This is a genomic window from Nocardiopsis sp. NPDC055551, from assembly GCF_053619415.1.
Map to the genome: position 1 here is coordinate 401,445 of NZ_JBSHJJ010000004.1, position 14,325 is coordinate 415,769.

The window sequence follows — 14,325 nt, forward strand, 5'->3', positions numbered from 1 at the left end:
GTCCTGACACTGCGGGCACCACACGTGTTCCCCTCTGCACGCGCCGTCATCGCTCGCGTGGGGGCGGCCACGTCGTCAGGCGTCGTTCGGTGCCCGCGGCCATGGCCGGGGGAGGAGCGCAGTGGGACAGTCCGCAGGCCCGAGGTCCGGGATCAGAACACAGCTCAATCGCATCGTGTTGATTCCCGGCATCACCTTCCTCGTGCTGTTCGTCGTGCTCAGCTCGGCGACCCTCGCACAGGCGGTCTCCCTGCGCTCCTCGGTCACCGACGGTCGGGCCGCGGCCGAACTCACCTCCGTGCTCACCGCGCTCCAACACGAGCGACGCGTGAGCGCCGAGTACCTGGCCGCCCCCGACGCGGAGCGCCGTGGCGAGTGGGCCGCGGCGGCGGGGGAGACCGACACCGCCCTGGAAGGGGTCCGCGAGGTCTGGGACACCCTCGCGGTCGATCCCGACGACCCCGACCCGCGCGCGAGCGCCTTCCGAGAGGCCCTTTCCGCGGTCGAGGCCAGGCGCGCCGCCGACCTCGTCGAACCGGGTGAGGCCACGGAGACCATGCGGGTCTACACGGAGGCCGCGCGACTGGGAGTGCGCCTCTACGAGCACACCGTTGGAGGGTTCGACGACGGTCCCGCCGCGCTCGAAGCCGCCACCACCGGTGACCTGCTCTGGACCCAGGAGGGCTTCGCCCACGCCGACGCCGTCGTCAGCGGCGCGCTGGCCGAAGGCGAACTGGATCCGCGCCGCCGTGCCGACCTCGCCTCCCTGAACGGGGAGGTCTCCGGACGCCTGGAATCCCTGGCCACCTCCGAGGGCGAGGCCTCCGCCGACATCGCCGGGCTCCTGGACTCCGAGCACTGGGCACGGGCGAGGGAGATCACCGACGCCTTGGCCCACCACGAGGCCACGGTCGGCGTCGACCCCCTCACCGGCGAACAGACGAGTGACCGTTCCGTCCCCGGCGGGCTGGACGACTGGCGTGACGTGGCCGACCGGACCGAAGAGGCCTTGGCCGCCACGGTCGCGGACCGCACGGTCGCCGTGGTCGCGGCCACCGAGTCCTCCAGTTCCTGGATGTTCACCCTGGCCGTGGGCGGCGGCATCATCTCGCTGTTCGCCGGCACCGTCGCCTACGGTGTGGCGTCCCGCTCGGCCGGTCGGCTCACCCACCGTCTGGCCACCCTGCGGGCCCAGTCCCTGGCCATGGCCCGCACCGACCTGCCCAGGATCGTGCGCCGCCTGGAGGCGGGGGAGTCGGTGGACCTGGACACCGAGATGAAACAGCTCGACCACGGCAACGACGAGGTCGGCCAGGTCGCCGACGCGTTCAACACCGCCCAACGCACGGCCGTGGCCGCGGCCGTCAAACAGGCCGACATCCGAGCCGGGGCCAACCGGGTCTTCCTCGGCATCGCCCATCGCAACCAGTCGCTGGTCCAACGCCAACTCCAGCTCCTGGACCGGGTCGAACGCGAGGAGGAGGACCCCGACCTGCTCGAAAGCCTCTTCCAACTCGACCACCTGGCCACCCGCGGCCGCCGGCACGCCGAGAACCTCATCATCCTGGGCGGGGGACGACCGGGTCGACGCTGGCGCCACCCCGTGCCCCTGGTCGACATCCTGCGCGGCGCCATCTCCGAGACCGACGAGTACGCCCGCGTCGAACTCACCTCCGTACCCGACCTGTCCCTGGTGGGATCCGTCGTCGCCGACGTCATCCACCTGCTCGCCGAACTGGTGGAGAACGCCACCGCTTACTCTCCGCCGCACACCGACGTCACCATCGACACCGGCACCGTCCCCAAGGGCGTGGCGATCGAGATCGAGGACCGTGGCCTGGGCATGACGGAGGAAGTGCAGCGCGAGGCCCAGCGGACCCTCACCGACGGCCACGAGTTCGACATGATGACCCCCGGGACCGACGGACGCCTGGGACTGTTCGTGGTGGCCCGTCTGGCGCGCAAGCACGACATCGGGGTGCAGTTGCGCCCCTCGCCCTACGGCGGGACCAGAGCCGTCGTGCTGGTCCCCGGTGACCTGGTGGCCTCCGGCCCCTCGCACGACCTGGTCGGGATCACCACCCTGGGCCGGTCCGGCACGAACGGATCAGAGGGCCCCGAGGCGGAGGCCGACGCCACCGACCTGCTCGCCGCCGAGGCGGGGACCAGGCCCGGACGCCCGATCCTGCGCCCGGTGCCCGATCCACAGGGCACGAACGAACCCCGGGCCGACACCGATCCGGGGACCATCACCGCGCCCGCGCCGCTGCCCCGCCGCGGGCGAGGACGCGGCACCGACGACCGGGTGTCGGAGATCGAACCCGCGCGGGTCGGCGCGGGCCCCGGTCGGGAGGGACTGCCCCGACGCCGTAAACAGGCCAGCCTGGCGCCCCGCCTCCGGGACGGCGCCCCCACCGAGTCCGCATCGGTGGCACAACGCAGCCCGGACCAAGCACGCCGCATGATGAACGCCTTCAGCGCCGGAACCCGGCGCGGTCGGGCCGAGGAGATCGGTGCCGACGGGCTCGGACACGGAAGTGAAGACCAGGTCGGTGCAGCTGCCGACGACCACAGGGGAGAGAACGACTGAGATGGTGGGCAAGAGCAAGGCCGCGGACAACCTGGACTGGCTTCTCGACGATCTGGTCGACCGCGTCGTCGGCGCCGGTCACGCGATCGTGCTATCGGCCGACGGGCTGCTGCTCGGCCGATCCCGAGGCCTCGGAGCCGAGGACGCCGAACACCTGTCGGCCCTGGCCTCGGCCTTCCAGAGCCTGGCACGGGGCACCGGACGGCACTTCGGCGGCGGTGACGTCCGACAGACCGTGGTGGAGATGGAGCACTCCTACCTGTTCGTGACCGCCGCGGGCGAGGGCGCCTGCCTGGCGGTGTTGGCCTCCGAGGACGCCGACGTCGGACTGGTCGCCTACGAGATGAACCTGCGGGTCAAGCGGGTGGGCCAGTTCCTCACCGCCGCGCCCCGCCGCCCCGGACAGCTCACTCCCACGGGAGGTGTCGGATCATGAGCGCCGCGTACGATCGGCGAGGGGCGCGGGGGCGGGAGCCGTTCCACGGACGGGACCGCACCCGGCACTGGGGGAGAGGCCATCCGACCTCCGAAGGACCCGCCCCGGGTGTGCGCACCGGCGACGCGCCCACCGGTCCGTTGGTGCGTCCCTACACCATCACCAAGGGCCGCACCCGCCCGCCCACCGCGGGCGGACGGCTGGACATGATCACCATCGTGATGGTGACGGGCGATCACGAAGGACGCCCCCAGGACCCCGAACGACAGGAGATCCTCGATCTCTGCCGTCGCCCCATCTCGGTCGCGGAGATCTCCGCGCGCCTGGACATCCCCCTGACCGTCGTCAGGATCCTGCTGGGCGACCTGATCGCCCAGGGCGAGGTCCGGACTCGGGCGGCCACGCCCATGACCCAGCTCCCCGAGAAGAAAGTGCTTCAGGCGGTACTCGATGGCATCCGCAGACTCTGAGAACCGGCCGGGCGCCCAAGAGGCGATCCCGCAGGCAGTCAAGATCATCGTCGCCGGAGGGTTCGGCGCCGGAAAGACCACCCTGGTGGGGGCGGTCAGCGAGATCACCCCGCTCAGCACCGAGGAGGTGATGACCGAGGCGGGTTACGGCGTCGACGACCTGTCGGGGGTGGAGGCCAAGTCCACCACCACGGTCGCCCTCGACTTCGGCCGTATCACCATCAACCAGGACATCGTTCTCTACCTCTTCGGCACCCCCGGCCAGGACCGCTTCTGGTTCATGTGGGACGAACTCGCCGAGGGCGCGTTGGGCGCGGTGGTCCTGGCCGACACCCGCAGACTCGACACCTGCTTCCACGCCGTCGACTTCTTCGAACGTCGTCAGGTCCCCTTCGTGGTGGCGGTCAACCGCTTCGACGGCGCCACCGCCTACGAGACCGAGGAGGTGCGGGAGGCCCTGGACATCCCGGCGCATGTACCTGTACTGATGGCGGACGCGCGCGAACGAGGATCGGCGAAGGATGTCCTCGTCCGCTTGGTGACCCACGTCATCGATGGCCGCAGGCCCGCATTGAGCGGCTGACCGGGGCGCCCCCGGGCGACGAGAGGGGGCCGAACCGGTATACGTTCAGGACATACACCCCTGAATGTGGTGTTGAACGCTACAATGTCGCCGCAGCGACCCCTGATTTGTTCATGCGCACCCATCCGCCCTCTCGTCTGAATCCTGGTATGCGAAACTCTGACCGACTTCCCCCACGTGAACTGCCCAAGCGGCGCTCTGGACGTCACCGCAACCCGTTGTCCTTCGACAACTGGTTCGGAACCCCGGCTCTGATCATGGCGGTGCCGGGCACGGCCGAACAGGCCCGGGGGGCCGACGGCGAGTCGATCGGCGCCCGGATGGCCGACCTCGTTCGGGCCTACCGCCCCGAGGTCACCATCCGCTACGGACACATCGAGGGCGATGATCAGACCCTGACCGAGGCCCTCGCCGAGCTGGACGACGGCGATGACCGTCCGCTGGCCGGTGTGGTGGTCCCGCTGGTCACCGCCCCGCACACGGCCACCAACCACGCGATCGAGGCCGCCGTCTCCGAGGTCGACGCCAACGTCCGGGTGACCGAGGGGCTCGGCCCGCACCCGATGCTCGCCGAGGTCCTCCACCTTCGCCTGGCCGAGGCCGGGTTCGTCCGCGCCGACCGAATGCGACTCATCAGCGTCACCGCCCGCAACACCACGATGGCCGACGGCGTCGTCGTCGGTGCCGTCGGTGGTGAGGGCGCGGTGGGCGCCGCCGGTGTGACCGCGGTCCTGCTCGCCGCCCGCCTGGGCCTGACCGTCCTGCCCGCCGACCTGGAGGACGAGGCCTCGCTCGAACAGGTCATGGGCCAGATGCGCCAGGGCGGCAGCCGCCGCCCGGTCATCGCGCCCAGCGCCCTGGGACCGGAGTTCCCGGCCGAGCGCCTGGCGGATCTCGCGGAGCGCTTCGGCGCCAGACCGAGCGCGCCGATGGGCTCCGACAGCCTGCTCGGCAAGATCGCCGCCCTGCGTTACGCGGAGGTGCTCAACTCCCTGGGCGTGGAGCAGCCGCCGACCGCCGAGGAGCTGCCCGCACCGGTGGGTTCGCGGCACCGTCCCGACGACTGAGGGCGCGACACGCCCATGGCTTGAGGGTTTCAGAACAGGACCGTCCGGGGACCCGGGCGGTCCTGTTCTGTTCTCATCCGCTGTGACCTGGGTGTTCATCCGGGGGTTCCGGTCCACCTAACACGTTTCGGCCCGGTTTTCGCGCCTGCGCGGATAACTGTTTGTGATTATTCGACAACTTACGGCAATGGTTTTTCGATAGCCTCGGCAGGACCCAAAGCCGCCGTGGCACCACTCCAGGGAAGCCTCGGCACCCGCACGGGCTGGAGGGGGCCATGCGCAGAAACCACGCGTCCACCAGGACGATCCGCGGGCAACTCACCCGCATCGTCCTGATTCCGAGTCTGTGTTTCCTCGCGCTCTGGTTGATCATCGCCGCCGTCGGCACGGTCCAGGCCGCACAACTCGTGGGCGACATCGGCCAGACGCGCCAGGGCACCCTGACCCTGTCCGAGGCGGCCGAGGAGCTGCGCGCCGAACGTCGTCTGTCGGTCGTGCACCTTGGCGCCCAGGACGCGGGAAGGACCTCCACCGTCCAGGAGGAGCTCGAAGGGCAGCGCGAACGCACCGACGAGGCCCTGGCGAGCGCGATCGACCTGGCCGCGGGCTTCGAGGACCGGGACAAGGAGGTACGTCGCGGCGCCGCCGAGGTCGCCGGGGCCACCGAGGACCTCACCGCGTTGCGCGCGTCGATCGACGACCGGTCCGCAGATCGCCCGAAGGTCCTGGCCGGATACGGCGGCCTCATCGAATCCGTCCAGGCCACCTCCGTCGCACTGGTCCACTCCACCGGGGCGGGGGAGAACCTCGGCGACGCCGTCCTCACTCGCGAACTCCTCAACGCCCACGAGGACTACGCGACCGCCGACGCGCTCCTGGCCGGGGTCATCGCGGCAGGTCGGATGAGCTACGAGGAGACGGCCCACTTCACCTATCTCACCGCCTCCTACCGGGCCACCCTGGACGGCACCGACCACGAGACCATCACCGAAGACGCCGCCTGGACCGAGACCGAAAGGCTCAGCCGGCGCGTGGTCACCCGCCCCCCGGTCGCCGAAGGCGTCGACGGGGTCGACGGGGGACCGTTGAGCGAGTGGAACTCCGCGGTGGAGGTGGGCGCCGCCGAGTGGGACGCCTCCTCTCCCGTCTCCGTCGAGGCCTTGGGCGAGTCGACCCGCGCCCAGACCGCGCGCACCGTCGACCTGGCGTGGAACGCCGCCGTCCTGGAGATCTGGATACATTCGGCCGGAGCCGCCGTCCTCCTCCTCGGTGGCGTGATCGCCATCGCGCTGGTCGGCCGCTCCTCCCGCCGCCTCAGCGAACGTCTCTCCGCGCTGCGCGAGCAGATCATGGAACGGGACGCGGACCTGCCCGACATCGTCGAGCGCGCCCAGCAGGGCCACAAGGTCGACGTCATCGACGAACTGCCGCCCCTGGACGAACAGGGCGACGACGAGGTCGGTCAGGTCGCCGAGGCCTTCGACAGCGCCCAGATCACCGCGGTGGAGGCCGCCGTCCGCCAAGCGGAGATCCGTCGCGGCGCCAACCGCGCCTTCCTCGGCATCGCCTTTCGCAACCAGACCCTCGTCCAGCGCCAACTGCGCCTGCTCGACGAGATCGAGTACAACGAACAGGACCCCCAGGCCCTGCGCCGACTCTTCCGCCTGGACCACCTGGCCACGCGGGCGCGCCGCTACGCCGACAACCTCATCATCCTCGGCGGCGGCCAATCCGCCCGACGCTGGCGTCAGCCCCGCCCCCTGGTGGACGTGCTGCGCGCGGCCATCGCCGAGACCGAGGACTTCGAACGGGTCCGACTCACCTCCGCACCCCGGGTGCTGATGCACGGACAGGCCGTCGCCGACGTCGTCCACCTGCTCGCCGAACTCGTCGAGAACGCCGCCCAGTTCTCCCCGGCGGGCACACCGGTGGACGTCGGCTGCGCCCCGACGGCCGAAGGCTTGCTGGTGGAGATCGAGGACCGGGGCCTGGGCATGTCCGAACAGGGGTACGCCGCCGCCGAGCGGACCCTCACCCAACCCCCGGAGTTCGACGTGATGGCGCTGCCCGACGACCCGCGTCTGGGTCTGTTCGTGGTGGCCCGCCTCGCCGAACGTCACGGCGTCAGGGTCTGGCTCCACCCCTCACCCTACGGGGGCACCCGAGCCACCGCCCTGATCCCCGACGGCCTGCTCGAACCGGTCGACAACCCGCTCACCGTCTCCGGCGCCGTCAACGGCCACCCCGTCCAGAACGGGGTCGGCCACTCCGGGCCGCAGTGGACCGTGGGAGCTTCGGGCCCACAAACCCACCTCGGTCCGTCGGGCCCCCAAGGGATCGCGCCGCTCCCGACCCAGACGCCACCAGGAGGACACCGTGAACGCTGAGGGCCGGCACGCCCGCCGTCCGCAACGAGACACCCGTGACCGAACCGGCGCCTCCAAGGGCCGGGCCATCGAAGAGGCCGCGGAGAACGAACGGTTCCTGCGCCCCTACGCCATCGACGCGGGCGCGGCGGAACCGGACATCGTGCCCGGGCATGGACGCGGGCCGGTCGACCTCGACCTGCTCTCCCTGGTCGTGGCCGCCAGAACCCCGGGCCCGGCGGAATGGCTCAGACCCGAACGTGAGGCCATCCTCGCCCACGCCCTGCACGCCCGCACCGTCGCCGAGATCGCGGCCGAGATCCGCCTGCCGGTCGGTCAGGTCCGCGGCATGGTCGCCGCGATGATCGACGAAGGGGCTCTCCAACGCTGCGGTCCCTCGCGACCGCTGGAACGTCAGGACATCCTGCACGCCGTTCTCGTCGGGCTGCGTTCCCTCTAGGACCCCGGGTGTTGCTAGCGTGCGCCCATGCGCAGCACCGAACACATCGGCGTCATCGGAGCGGGGATCGTCGGCCTGGCTCTGGCCCGCCACATCACCCTCCACCGCCCCGGCACCCGTGTCACCGTCCTGGAGAAGGAGGACCGGGTCGCCGCGCACCAGACCGGACACAACAGCGGTGTCGTGCACGCCGGTCTCTACTACCGGCCCGGCTCCCTGAAGGCCACCCTCTGCCGCCGCGGCGTCGGCATGCTCCGCGAGTACTGCGCCGAGCACGACCTGCCCTACCGCGAGGCGGGCAAGCTCCTGGTCGCCGTCGACGCGGCGGATGAGGACCGCCTCGACGACATCGAACGCACGGCGCGCGAGAACGGCGTTCCCGGCGTCACCCGCCTGGGTCCCGACGGTATCCGCGACGTCGAACCCCACGCCGTGGGCCTGGCCGGACTCCACTCGCCCACCACCGCCATCACGGACTTCGTCGCCGTGGCCGAACAGCTCGCCGACGACGTGCGCCGAGGCGGGGGCCGGGTCCTGCTCAACACCCCCGTCCTGGACCTGCGTCAGGACTCCGACGGCGCCGAGGTCCTCACCGGAGACCCCAAGGGCGAGCGGGTCATACACCGCTTCGATCAGGTCGTGCTCTGCGGTGGCCTACAGAGCGATCGACTCGCGCGCATGGCCGGCGCCGACCCCGACCCGCGCGTGGTCCCCTTCCGCGGGCACTACCACGAGATCGTCCCCGAGCGCCGTGACCTGGTCCGTGGCCTGCTGTACCCGGTGCCCGACCCCCGCTACCCCTTCCTCGGGGTCCACCTGACCCGCCACGTCCACGGTGAGGTCATGGCCGGCCCCAACGCGATCCTGGCCACCGCCCTGGAGGGATACCGCGCCCGGGACCTGCGCCCACGCGAACTCGGCCATACCCTGACCTGGCCCGGTTTTTGGCGCCTGGCCCGCCGACACTGGACGGTGGGCGCACGGGAGACGGTCGTCTCGGCGTCCCGGGCGGTGTTCGCGGCCCAGGCGCGTCGACTGCTGCCCGAGATCACCACCGCCGACCTGCGTCCCGCCCCCGCGGGGGTGCGGGCCCAGGCACTCGGACGGGACGGCTCCCTGCTGGACGACTTCCACGTGGACACGCGCGGGCGGGTGGTGTGCGTGCGCAACGCGCCCTCACCGGCGGCGACCTCCTCGCTCGCGATCGCCGAGTTCCTCTACGACTCGCACCTGGACGGGCACCGTCCCACCCGGACCTAAGGTGTGTCGGACCGGAGTTATCCACAGGTTCGAGGACACCCTGGTACCGGGCCGCCGCCGCGCCGACCATGGAAAGGGTGGCGCGGGACGGTCCCGTGGCCACCGGTGGAGGCGCAATGTCCCTGACCAGGTGGGCCCCGGCGGCCCTGGCCGTCGTACTCGCGCTCGTGCTCACCGCGGCCACGCCGGCCGCAGGAACCCGAGGAGGACCCTTGGACGGATTCGCCGTCACGCACCTGCCCGAACAGGTCGGGGCGCAGGCCTCGGCCGCCGACTTCACCTACGAATGGGAGGACGTCGCCTTCACCTCACGGGCCTGGGAACAGGCCAAGGAGGGCGGCGGATTCCAGGTGGTGCTCCAGGTCCTGGTGATGCGCGGCGACGAGTTCGTCGACCTGGACGCCGTCCGGTCCTTCCTCACCCGCTACCACGAACGCGACCCCGAAACCTGGGAGCTCACCGACCTGAGCAGGGACGACGGTGCCCCCGCCCTGCACGGTGAGCGGGAGGCCTTCTGGACCCCGGGCGAAGGTGTCGCGGTGGAGGTCCGCGACACCTCGGGGCTGCTGGGCCGGGATGAACTCCTCGCCACCGCCAGGGGAGTGGTCGAGGAGAACCCCGCCTGACGTCCTAGCAACCCTCCAACACCTCGCGCACCGCGGTCTCCTCGTCCGGGTCCATGCTCAAGTCCCACTCGTGCTTGACCTCGATCCACGAGACCACGTAGTCGCAGTGCGAGGACTCCAGCGGGGGCAGCCAGTCCGACGGGTCGGCGTCGCCCTTGGAACGGTTGGTCGAGGCGCTCACGGCCCACAACTGGGTGGTGTCCAGATCGTTGGCGAACCGTCCGCGGTCCTCGGTCGACCACTCGTGGGCGCCCGACCGCCACCCCTCCTTCAAGGCGACCATGTGGTCGATGTCGAGATCCTGCGCGTCGTCGAACGTCTCGCCGTCATAGGCGCTGTACCAACTGCCGGAGGTCGAGCGGCAGTCCTCGTCGATCTCCACGCCCTCGCCGTCGCGCTTCAGCACGGTCTCGCGAGTCGAGCAGCCGTCCTCTTCGCTCCAGTGCGGGAACAGTGACCGGTCGTAGCCGCCCGGGTCGTTCTCCTCCTCGACACGGATCTCCTCGATACGCTCGCGGGCCTGGTCGACATCGGAGGCCGAGACGTCGCCGGGTGCGCCCTCCGGCTCGCTGGGGGACCCTCCGGTTTCGAGGTCGATCACCCCCAGCTGCTGCAACACGATGACGGCGACCACGACCACGCCGACCAGAGTGCTGACGACGGCCGCCAGTTTGGACTTCGGCTTTCGACCCTTGGGGGAGGACTGCTTCGACATGCGGGAGACTCCAACATCTGTGCACCCCGACCGGCGGGGAGAAGGTCACGACCACTCCAAGCTTGGACCATCGAGGCGCCCCGGAGAACTCGAAGGCGGACTCAACCGAGGAGGTCGAAGGCCAACGAACCCACCAGGAGGAGTGCCACACCGGCGCCAACGGGATGTTCGGCGAGCATCAGGTCCCCTCCGCCTCGGGCCACTGTTCGAGGATCCGAACGAAACCGTCCACCAGCAACGTGTAACTCTCGTCGAGGTTCTCCGGCATCTGGAACCCGCCGTGCGTCTCCAGGTCGATGAACCCGTGCAGAGCACTGCGCAGCGCCCGGATGACGTGCACCAGGCGGTCCTCGGGGATGTCGAACCCCCGCAGGACCGAGGCGATGACCTCGACCGGGCGGGCGAACGCCGCGTAGGTCTCGGCCTCCTCCGGCGGCGGGGCCTCCCGCTGCAACGCGGTGTAGCGCCCGGGATGCTCGTGCGCGTAGGTCCGGAACGCCGCGAAGAGCGCGCGTACGGCCGCGCCACGCGAGAGACCGACCGCGGCCGCGCGCAGCCGTTCGGACAGGTCGGACACGGCGGCCAACGCCACCCGGCGGCGCAGTTCGTCCAACCCCGGCACGTGTTTGTAGAGGCTGGGCGTGGCCACGCCCAGGCGCTTGGCCACCGCCGCCAGGGAGAGAGCCCCGTACCCCTGTTGGTCGCACAACCGGGAGGCCTCGGTGACGACCACCTCCGGGGTCAGACCGGCCCTAGGCATCGGCGGCCACCTTCTCGATCAGGTCGACAAGGACCGGGGTGACCACGTCGGGTCGCTGTGCCTGGGCGTAGTGACCGCAGTCGGGCACCATCACCGACCGGCCGCCCACCACCGAGGACACCCATCGAGCCTCGGCTCGCGGGTCCTTCCAGTCGGGGTCCGACTCGCCCATGATGACGACCGCCTCGGCCGTCATCCCCTCCGTCGTGTCGATCGTCTCGTTGCGCGCGTTGATGGTCGCCGCGATCGCCCGGAACCGCTCCTTGGGTCGCAGCATCCGCAGGACCCGCTCCTTCTGTTCGGCGTGGTCCTCGGGGGTGCGTCCGACGTGCAGCCGGTCGTACCAGAGGGTGAGCGCGCGGGGTGCCCACGGTCGGGTGAGCAGGAGCCGCATCATGGCGCGGGTCGCCGGGTCGAGAGCCGGTTGTCGCAGGAACGGGCCGAGCAGGGCGATGCCGGCGACCAGGTCCGGCCGGTCGATGGCGGCGATGGTCACCGCGGCGGCGCCCATGGAGTTGCCGACCATGATCACCCGTTCCCCGCCCAGTTCCTCGGCCAGGGCGATCGCGTCGGTCGAGGCGGCGCGGCTGTCGTGGGCGGTGAAGGTGGTGTCGCTGTCCCCGTGGCCGCGCAGGTCCATGACGGCGACCCGGTACCCGGCGGCGGCCAGGGCTCGGCCCACGAAGCGGAAGGACGCCCGGTGGTCGAACATGCCGGGGACACAGACCACGAGGGCCCCGTCGTGGTCCCCGTCCCCGTCGTACAGGTCGTAGGCGATGCGCCCCTCGGGGCGCTCCAGAAGATGCATGGTCGATTCTCCCTCGCTTTGGCTATTGCCATTACCCTAAAAGCTAATGACATTAGCTTCGATGATCAAGGGGTGCCTCGATCGGGTTTCGGGCGGGGCACGATGAGGCGGTCGGGGCGCGGCCCGCTAGCGTGACCCATGACGGAAAACCGGGTGAGGTACCCGGTGAGCCGACCTAGACTGCTAGGCAGATCGGGCCGTGGGCCCGCCTATCCGACAGAGAGCTACACAGTGATCGACATCATCGACGAACTCCAGTGGCGCGGGCTCATCGCGCAGACGACCGACCTTGACGCACTCCGCAAGGCGCTGGCCGATGGTCCGATCACCCTCTATTGCGGCTTCGACCCGACCGCGGGGAGCCTGCACGTCGGCCACCTCACCCAGGCGCTCACCCTGGCCCGCTTCCAGCAGGCCGGCCACCGTCCCATCGCCCTCGTCGGCGGCGGCACCGGCCTCATCGGGGACCCCAAGCCCAATGCCGAGCGACAGATGAACTCCGTGGAGACGGTCCAGGAGTGGGTCGGCAACCTCGCCGGTCAACTGTCGGCCTTCCTGCGCTTCACCCCGGAAGGGGAGCAGGCCGGTCCCACCGACGCGATCCTGGCCAACAACGGCGACTGGCTCGGCGAGATCAACGCCATCGAGTTGCTCCGCGACGTCGGCAAGCACTTCAGCATCAACCAGATGCTGGCCCGAGAGACGGTCAAGAGCCGCCTCGACGGTGAGGGCATGAGCTACACCGAGTTCAGCTACGTGTTGCTCCAGTCCTACGACTACGTGCAGCTCTACCGCCGCTACGGCTGCGTCCTGCAGACCGGTGGTTCCGACCAGTGGGGCAACATCACCGCCGGCCTGGACCTGGTCCGCCGGATCGAGGGCAACGAACCGCACGGGTCCGCGCACGGCCTCACCACGAACCTGCTGACCAAGGCCGACGGCACCAAGTTCGGCAAGACCGAGTCCGGCACCATCTGGCTCGACCCCGAACTCACCTCGCCGTACGCCTTCTACCAGTTCTGGTTCAACGCCGACGACCGCGACGTCGCCCGCTACCTCAAGGTGTTCACCTTCCTGTCCCAGGAGGAGATCGCCGACCTGGAGCGCCAGACGGAGGAGCGTCCCCAGGCCCGCGCCGCCCAGCGCGCCCTCGCCGAGCAGCTCACCACGCTGGTCCATGGTGAGGAGGAGACCCGCAAGGTCAAGGAGGCCAGCCTGGCTCTCTTCGGTCGCGCGGACCTGCGCGAGCTGGACGCGCGCACCCTGGAGTCCGCTCTGTCCGAGGTGCCCAAGGCCGAGGTGGAGGGCCCGGTCACCGACCTGCTCGTCACCGACCTGTTCGCGCAGAGCGGGCTGACCCCGAGCAAGTCCGCGGCCCGCCGCGCGATCCAGGAGGGTGGCGCGTACGTGAACAACGTGAAGGTCACCGACGTCGAGGCCAAGCTGTCCACCGAGGATGTGCTCCAGGACCGCTTCGTCGTCCTGCGCAAGGGCAAGCGCAACGTCGGCGGTGTCGTGCTTCGCGGCTGACGTCGAGCAGCTTGTAGAGGGGCCGATCTCGTGGAGATCGGCCCCTCGCGCGTTCGGGGAAAGCCCGGGTTTGGTCGCGGAGCGAAGAGGGCAAGAAGCCCATGTCTGACAACAGCCGATGTGACGCGTGGGCCTGGTGTGAGGACCGCGCACGTCAGGGGCCTTGAGAAGCCGCCCGAACCGGGGCGATCGAGGCCCGGATCGCCGTAACGGCACCGGATCCGGGTCCTGAGTTGACGTCTGCCCCCGACACCCCTACACTCGAAAGAGTCGCTGCGGGACGGAGAGCGCACGAACCTTCTGGTTCGCGCTCGGCACCGGACCGCGATCACAGACATCCTCTTCAAAGCAGCCTGGTTCGAGCGGTGCTCGGAGCATGTAAACTCGAAGAGTCGCTTCAAAAGCCCAGCGTTCAAACCGACAGGTGAAAACGCAAAGCCGAAAGAAGCACAAACGGGCCTTTACCCCGATCAGGAACACCGAAACCGCCGATTCGACGGGAAACGGAACACCTGATAAAGTAAAGACACAACGAAGAAGCCTTCCGCGGAAGAGCAACCGAGAATCGCAAGGTTCCGGAGCTTGTACGGGAAGAGTGATTGTTTCTTGAGAACTCAACAGCGCGTGTTTGATTTTCTTTAAGCCATGTTTGTT

At 70.0% G+C, this 14,325-nt stretch carries 14 protein-coding genes; 10 read left to right on the forward strand and 4 right to left on the reverse strand.

Annotation, left to right across the window (positions count from 1 at the left end):
• Positions 1–121 precede the first annotated feature (121 nt).
• The 9 genes from ACWGSK_RS10385 (at position 122) to ACWGSK_RS10425 (ending at position 9,858) form a co-directional block, all read left to right on the forward strand.
• A complete protein-coding gene (locus ACWGSK_RS10385; RefSeq protein ID WP_452455689.1) occupies positions 122–2,590 on the forward strand; it encodes a sensor histidine kinase in 2,469 nt (822 codons plus the stop codon).
• A 1-nt stretch (position 2,591) separates the two neighbouring features.
• Positions 2,592–3,026 carry a roadblock/LC7 domain-containing protein gene (locus ACWGSK_RS10390; RefSeq protein WP_304073430.1) on the forward strand — a complete coding sequence of 145 codons (435 nt, stop codon included), beginning with the start codon at positions 2,592–2,594 and terminating at the stop codon, positions 3,024–3,026.
• Positions 3,023–3,496: a DUF742 domain-containing protein gene (locus ACWGSK_RS10395; RefSeq protein ID WP_358508129.1), complete on the forward strand. Its 474-nt coding sequence runs from the start codon at positions 3,023–3,025 to the stop codon at positions 3,494–3,496. The genes ACWGSK_RS10390 and ACWGSK_RS10395 overlap by 4 nt, the downstream gene beginning before the upstream one ends.
• Positions 3,477–4,079: a GTP-binding protein gene (locus ACWGSK_RS10400; protein WP_358508127.1), complete on the forward strand. Its 603-nt coding sequence runs from the start codon at positions 3,477–3,479 to the stop codon at positions 4,077–4,079. Before ACWGSK_RS10395 ends, ACWGSK_RS10400 begins: the two co-directional genes overlap by 20 nt.
• A 149-nt stretch (positions 4,080–4,228) precedes the next feature.
• Positions 4,229–5,146, forward strand: a complete 918-nt coding sequence (locus tag ACWGSK_RS10405; RefSeq protein ID WP_452455690.1) for a sirohydrochlorin chelatase — start codon at positions 4,229–4,231, stop codon at positions 5,144–5,146.
• 275 nt (positions 5,147–5,421) lie between these two features.
• Positions 5,422–7,533, forward strand: coding sequence for a sensor histidine kinase (locus ACWGSK_RS10410; RefSeq protein WP_358508123.1), 2,112 nt, complete (start codon positions 5,422–5,424; stop codon positions 7,531–7,533).
• The gene (locus ACWGSK_RS10415) at positions 7,523–7,972 is read left to right on the forward strand and encodes a DUF742 domain-containing protein (RefSeq protein WP_452455691.1); all 450 of its coding nucleotides are present in this window, start codon (positions 7,523–7,525) and stop codon (positions 7,970–7,972) included. The genes ACWGSK_RS10410 and ACWGSK_RS10415 overlap by 11 nt, the downstream gene beginning before the upstream one ends.
• A gap of 27 nt (positions 7,973–7,999) precedes the next feature.
• A complete protein-coding gene (gene lhgO / locus ACWGSK_RS10420; protein ID WP_452455692.1) occupies positions 8,000–9,232 on the forward strand; it encodes an L-2-hydroxyglutarate oxidase in 1,233 nt (410 codons plus the stop codon).
• A 116-nt stretch (positions 9,233–9,348) separates the two neighbouring features.
• On the forward strand, positions 9,349–9,858 hold the full coding sequence (locus ACWGSK_RS10425) for a hypothetical protein (protein ID WP_358508117.1): 510 nt from the start codon (positions 9,349–9,351) through the stop codon (positions 9,856–9,858).
• A 4-nt stretch (positions 9,859–9,862) separates the two neighbouring features.
• On the opposite strand, the gene ACWGSK_RS10430 is transcribed toward ACWGSK_RS10425, so the two are convergent.
• The 3 genes from ACWGSK_RS10430 to ACWGSK_RS10440 all read right to left on the reverse strand — a co-directional run bounded on the left by ACWGSK_RS10430 (position 9,863) and on the right by ACWGSK_RS10440 (position 12,141).
• Complete coding sequence (locus ACWGSK_RS10430; protein WP_452455693.1) at positions 9,863–10,573, reverse strand: HNH endonuclease family protein; 711 nt, start codon at positions 10,571–10,573, stop codon at positions 9,863–9,865.
• Between the two features lie 178 nt (positions 10,574–10,751).
• The gene (locus tag ACWGSK_RS10435) at positions 10,752–11,333 is read right to left on the reverse strand and encodes a TetR/AcrR family transcriptional regulator (RefSeq protein ID WP_358508113.1); all 582 of its coding nucleotides are present in this window, start codon (positions 11,331–11,333) and stop codon (positions 10,752–10,754) included.
• The gene (locus ACWGSK_RS10440; RefSeq protein WP_452455694.1) at positions 11,326–12,141 is read right to left on the reverse strand and encodes an alpha/beta fold hydrolase; all 816 of its coding nucleotides are present in this window, start codon (positions 12,139–12,141) and stop codon (positions 11,326–11,328) included. Before ACWGSK_RS10440 ends, ACWGSK_RS10435 begins: the two co-directional genes overlap by 8 nt.
• Before the next feature lie 231 nt (positions 12,142–12,372).
• Between ACWGSK_RS10440 and tyrS the strand changes: the two genes are divergently transcribed.
• Positions 12,373–13,671: a tyrosine--tRNA ligase gene (gene tyrS / locus ACWGSK_RS10445; RefSeq protein ID WP_358508109.1), complete on the forward strand. Its 1,299-nt coding sequence runs from the start codon at positions 12,373–12,375 to the stop codon at positions 13,669–13,671.
• A gap of 255 nt (positions 13,672–13,926) precedes the next feature.
• On the opposite strand, the gene ACWGSK_RS10450 is transcribed toward tyrS, so the two are convergent.
• A partial coding sequence (locus ACWGSK_RS10450) for a hypothetical protein (protein WP_452455695.1) occupies positions 13,927–14,325 on the reverse strand: 399 nt, incomplete at its 5' end.

Bases quoted from the DNA above. Each gene is read 5' to 3' on its own strand.
- ACWGSK_RS10390 (WP_304073430.1), top strand. From the start codon at position 2,592: ATGGTGGGCAAGAGCAAGGCCGCGGACAACCTGGACTGGCTTCTCGAC.
- ACWGSK_RS10395 (WP_358508129.1), top strand. From the start codon at position 3,023: ATGAGCGCCGCGTACGATCGGCGAGGGGCGCGGGGGCGGGAGCCGTTC.
- ACWGSK_RS10400 (WP_358508127.1), top strand. From the start codon at position 3,477: ATGGCATCCGCAGACTCTGAGAACCGGCCGGGCGCCCAAGAGGCGATC.
- ACWGSK_RS10405 (WP_452455690.1), top strand. From the start codon at position 4,229: ATGCGAAACTCTGACCGACTTCCCCCACGTGAACTGCCCAAGCGGCGC.
- ACWGSK_RS10410 (WP_358508123.1), top strand. From the start codon at position 5,422: ATGCGCAGAAACCACGCGTCCACCAGGACGATCCGCGGGCAACTCACC.
- lhgO (WP_452455692.1), top strand. From the start codon at position 8,000: ATGCGCAGCACCGAACACATCGGCGTCATCGGAGCGGGGATCGTCGGC.
- ACWGSK_RS10425 (WP_358508117.1), top strand. From the start codon at position 9,349: ATGTCCCTGACCAGGTGGGCCCCGGCGGCCCTGGCCGTCGTACTCGCG.
- ACWGSK_RS10430 (WP_452455693.1), bottom strand. From the start codon at position 10,573: ATGTCGAAGCAGTCCTCCCCCAAGGGTCGAAAGCCGAAGTCCAAACTG.
- ACWGSK_RS10435 (WP_358508113.1), bottom strand. From the start codon at position 11,333: ATGCCTAGGGCCGGTCTGACCCCGGAGGTGGTCGTCACCGAGGCCTCC.
- ACWGSK_RS10440 (WP_452455694.1), bottom strand. From the start codon at position 12,141: ATGCATCTTCTGGAGCGCCCCGAGGGGCGCATCGCCTACGACCTGTAC.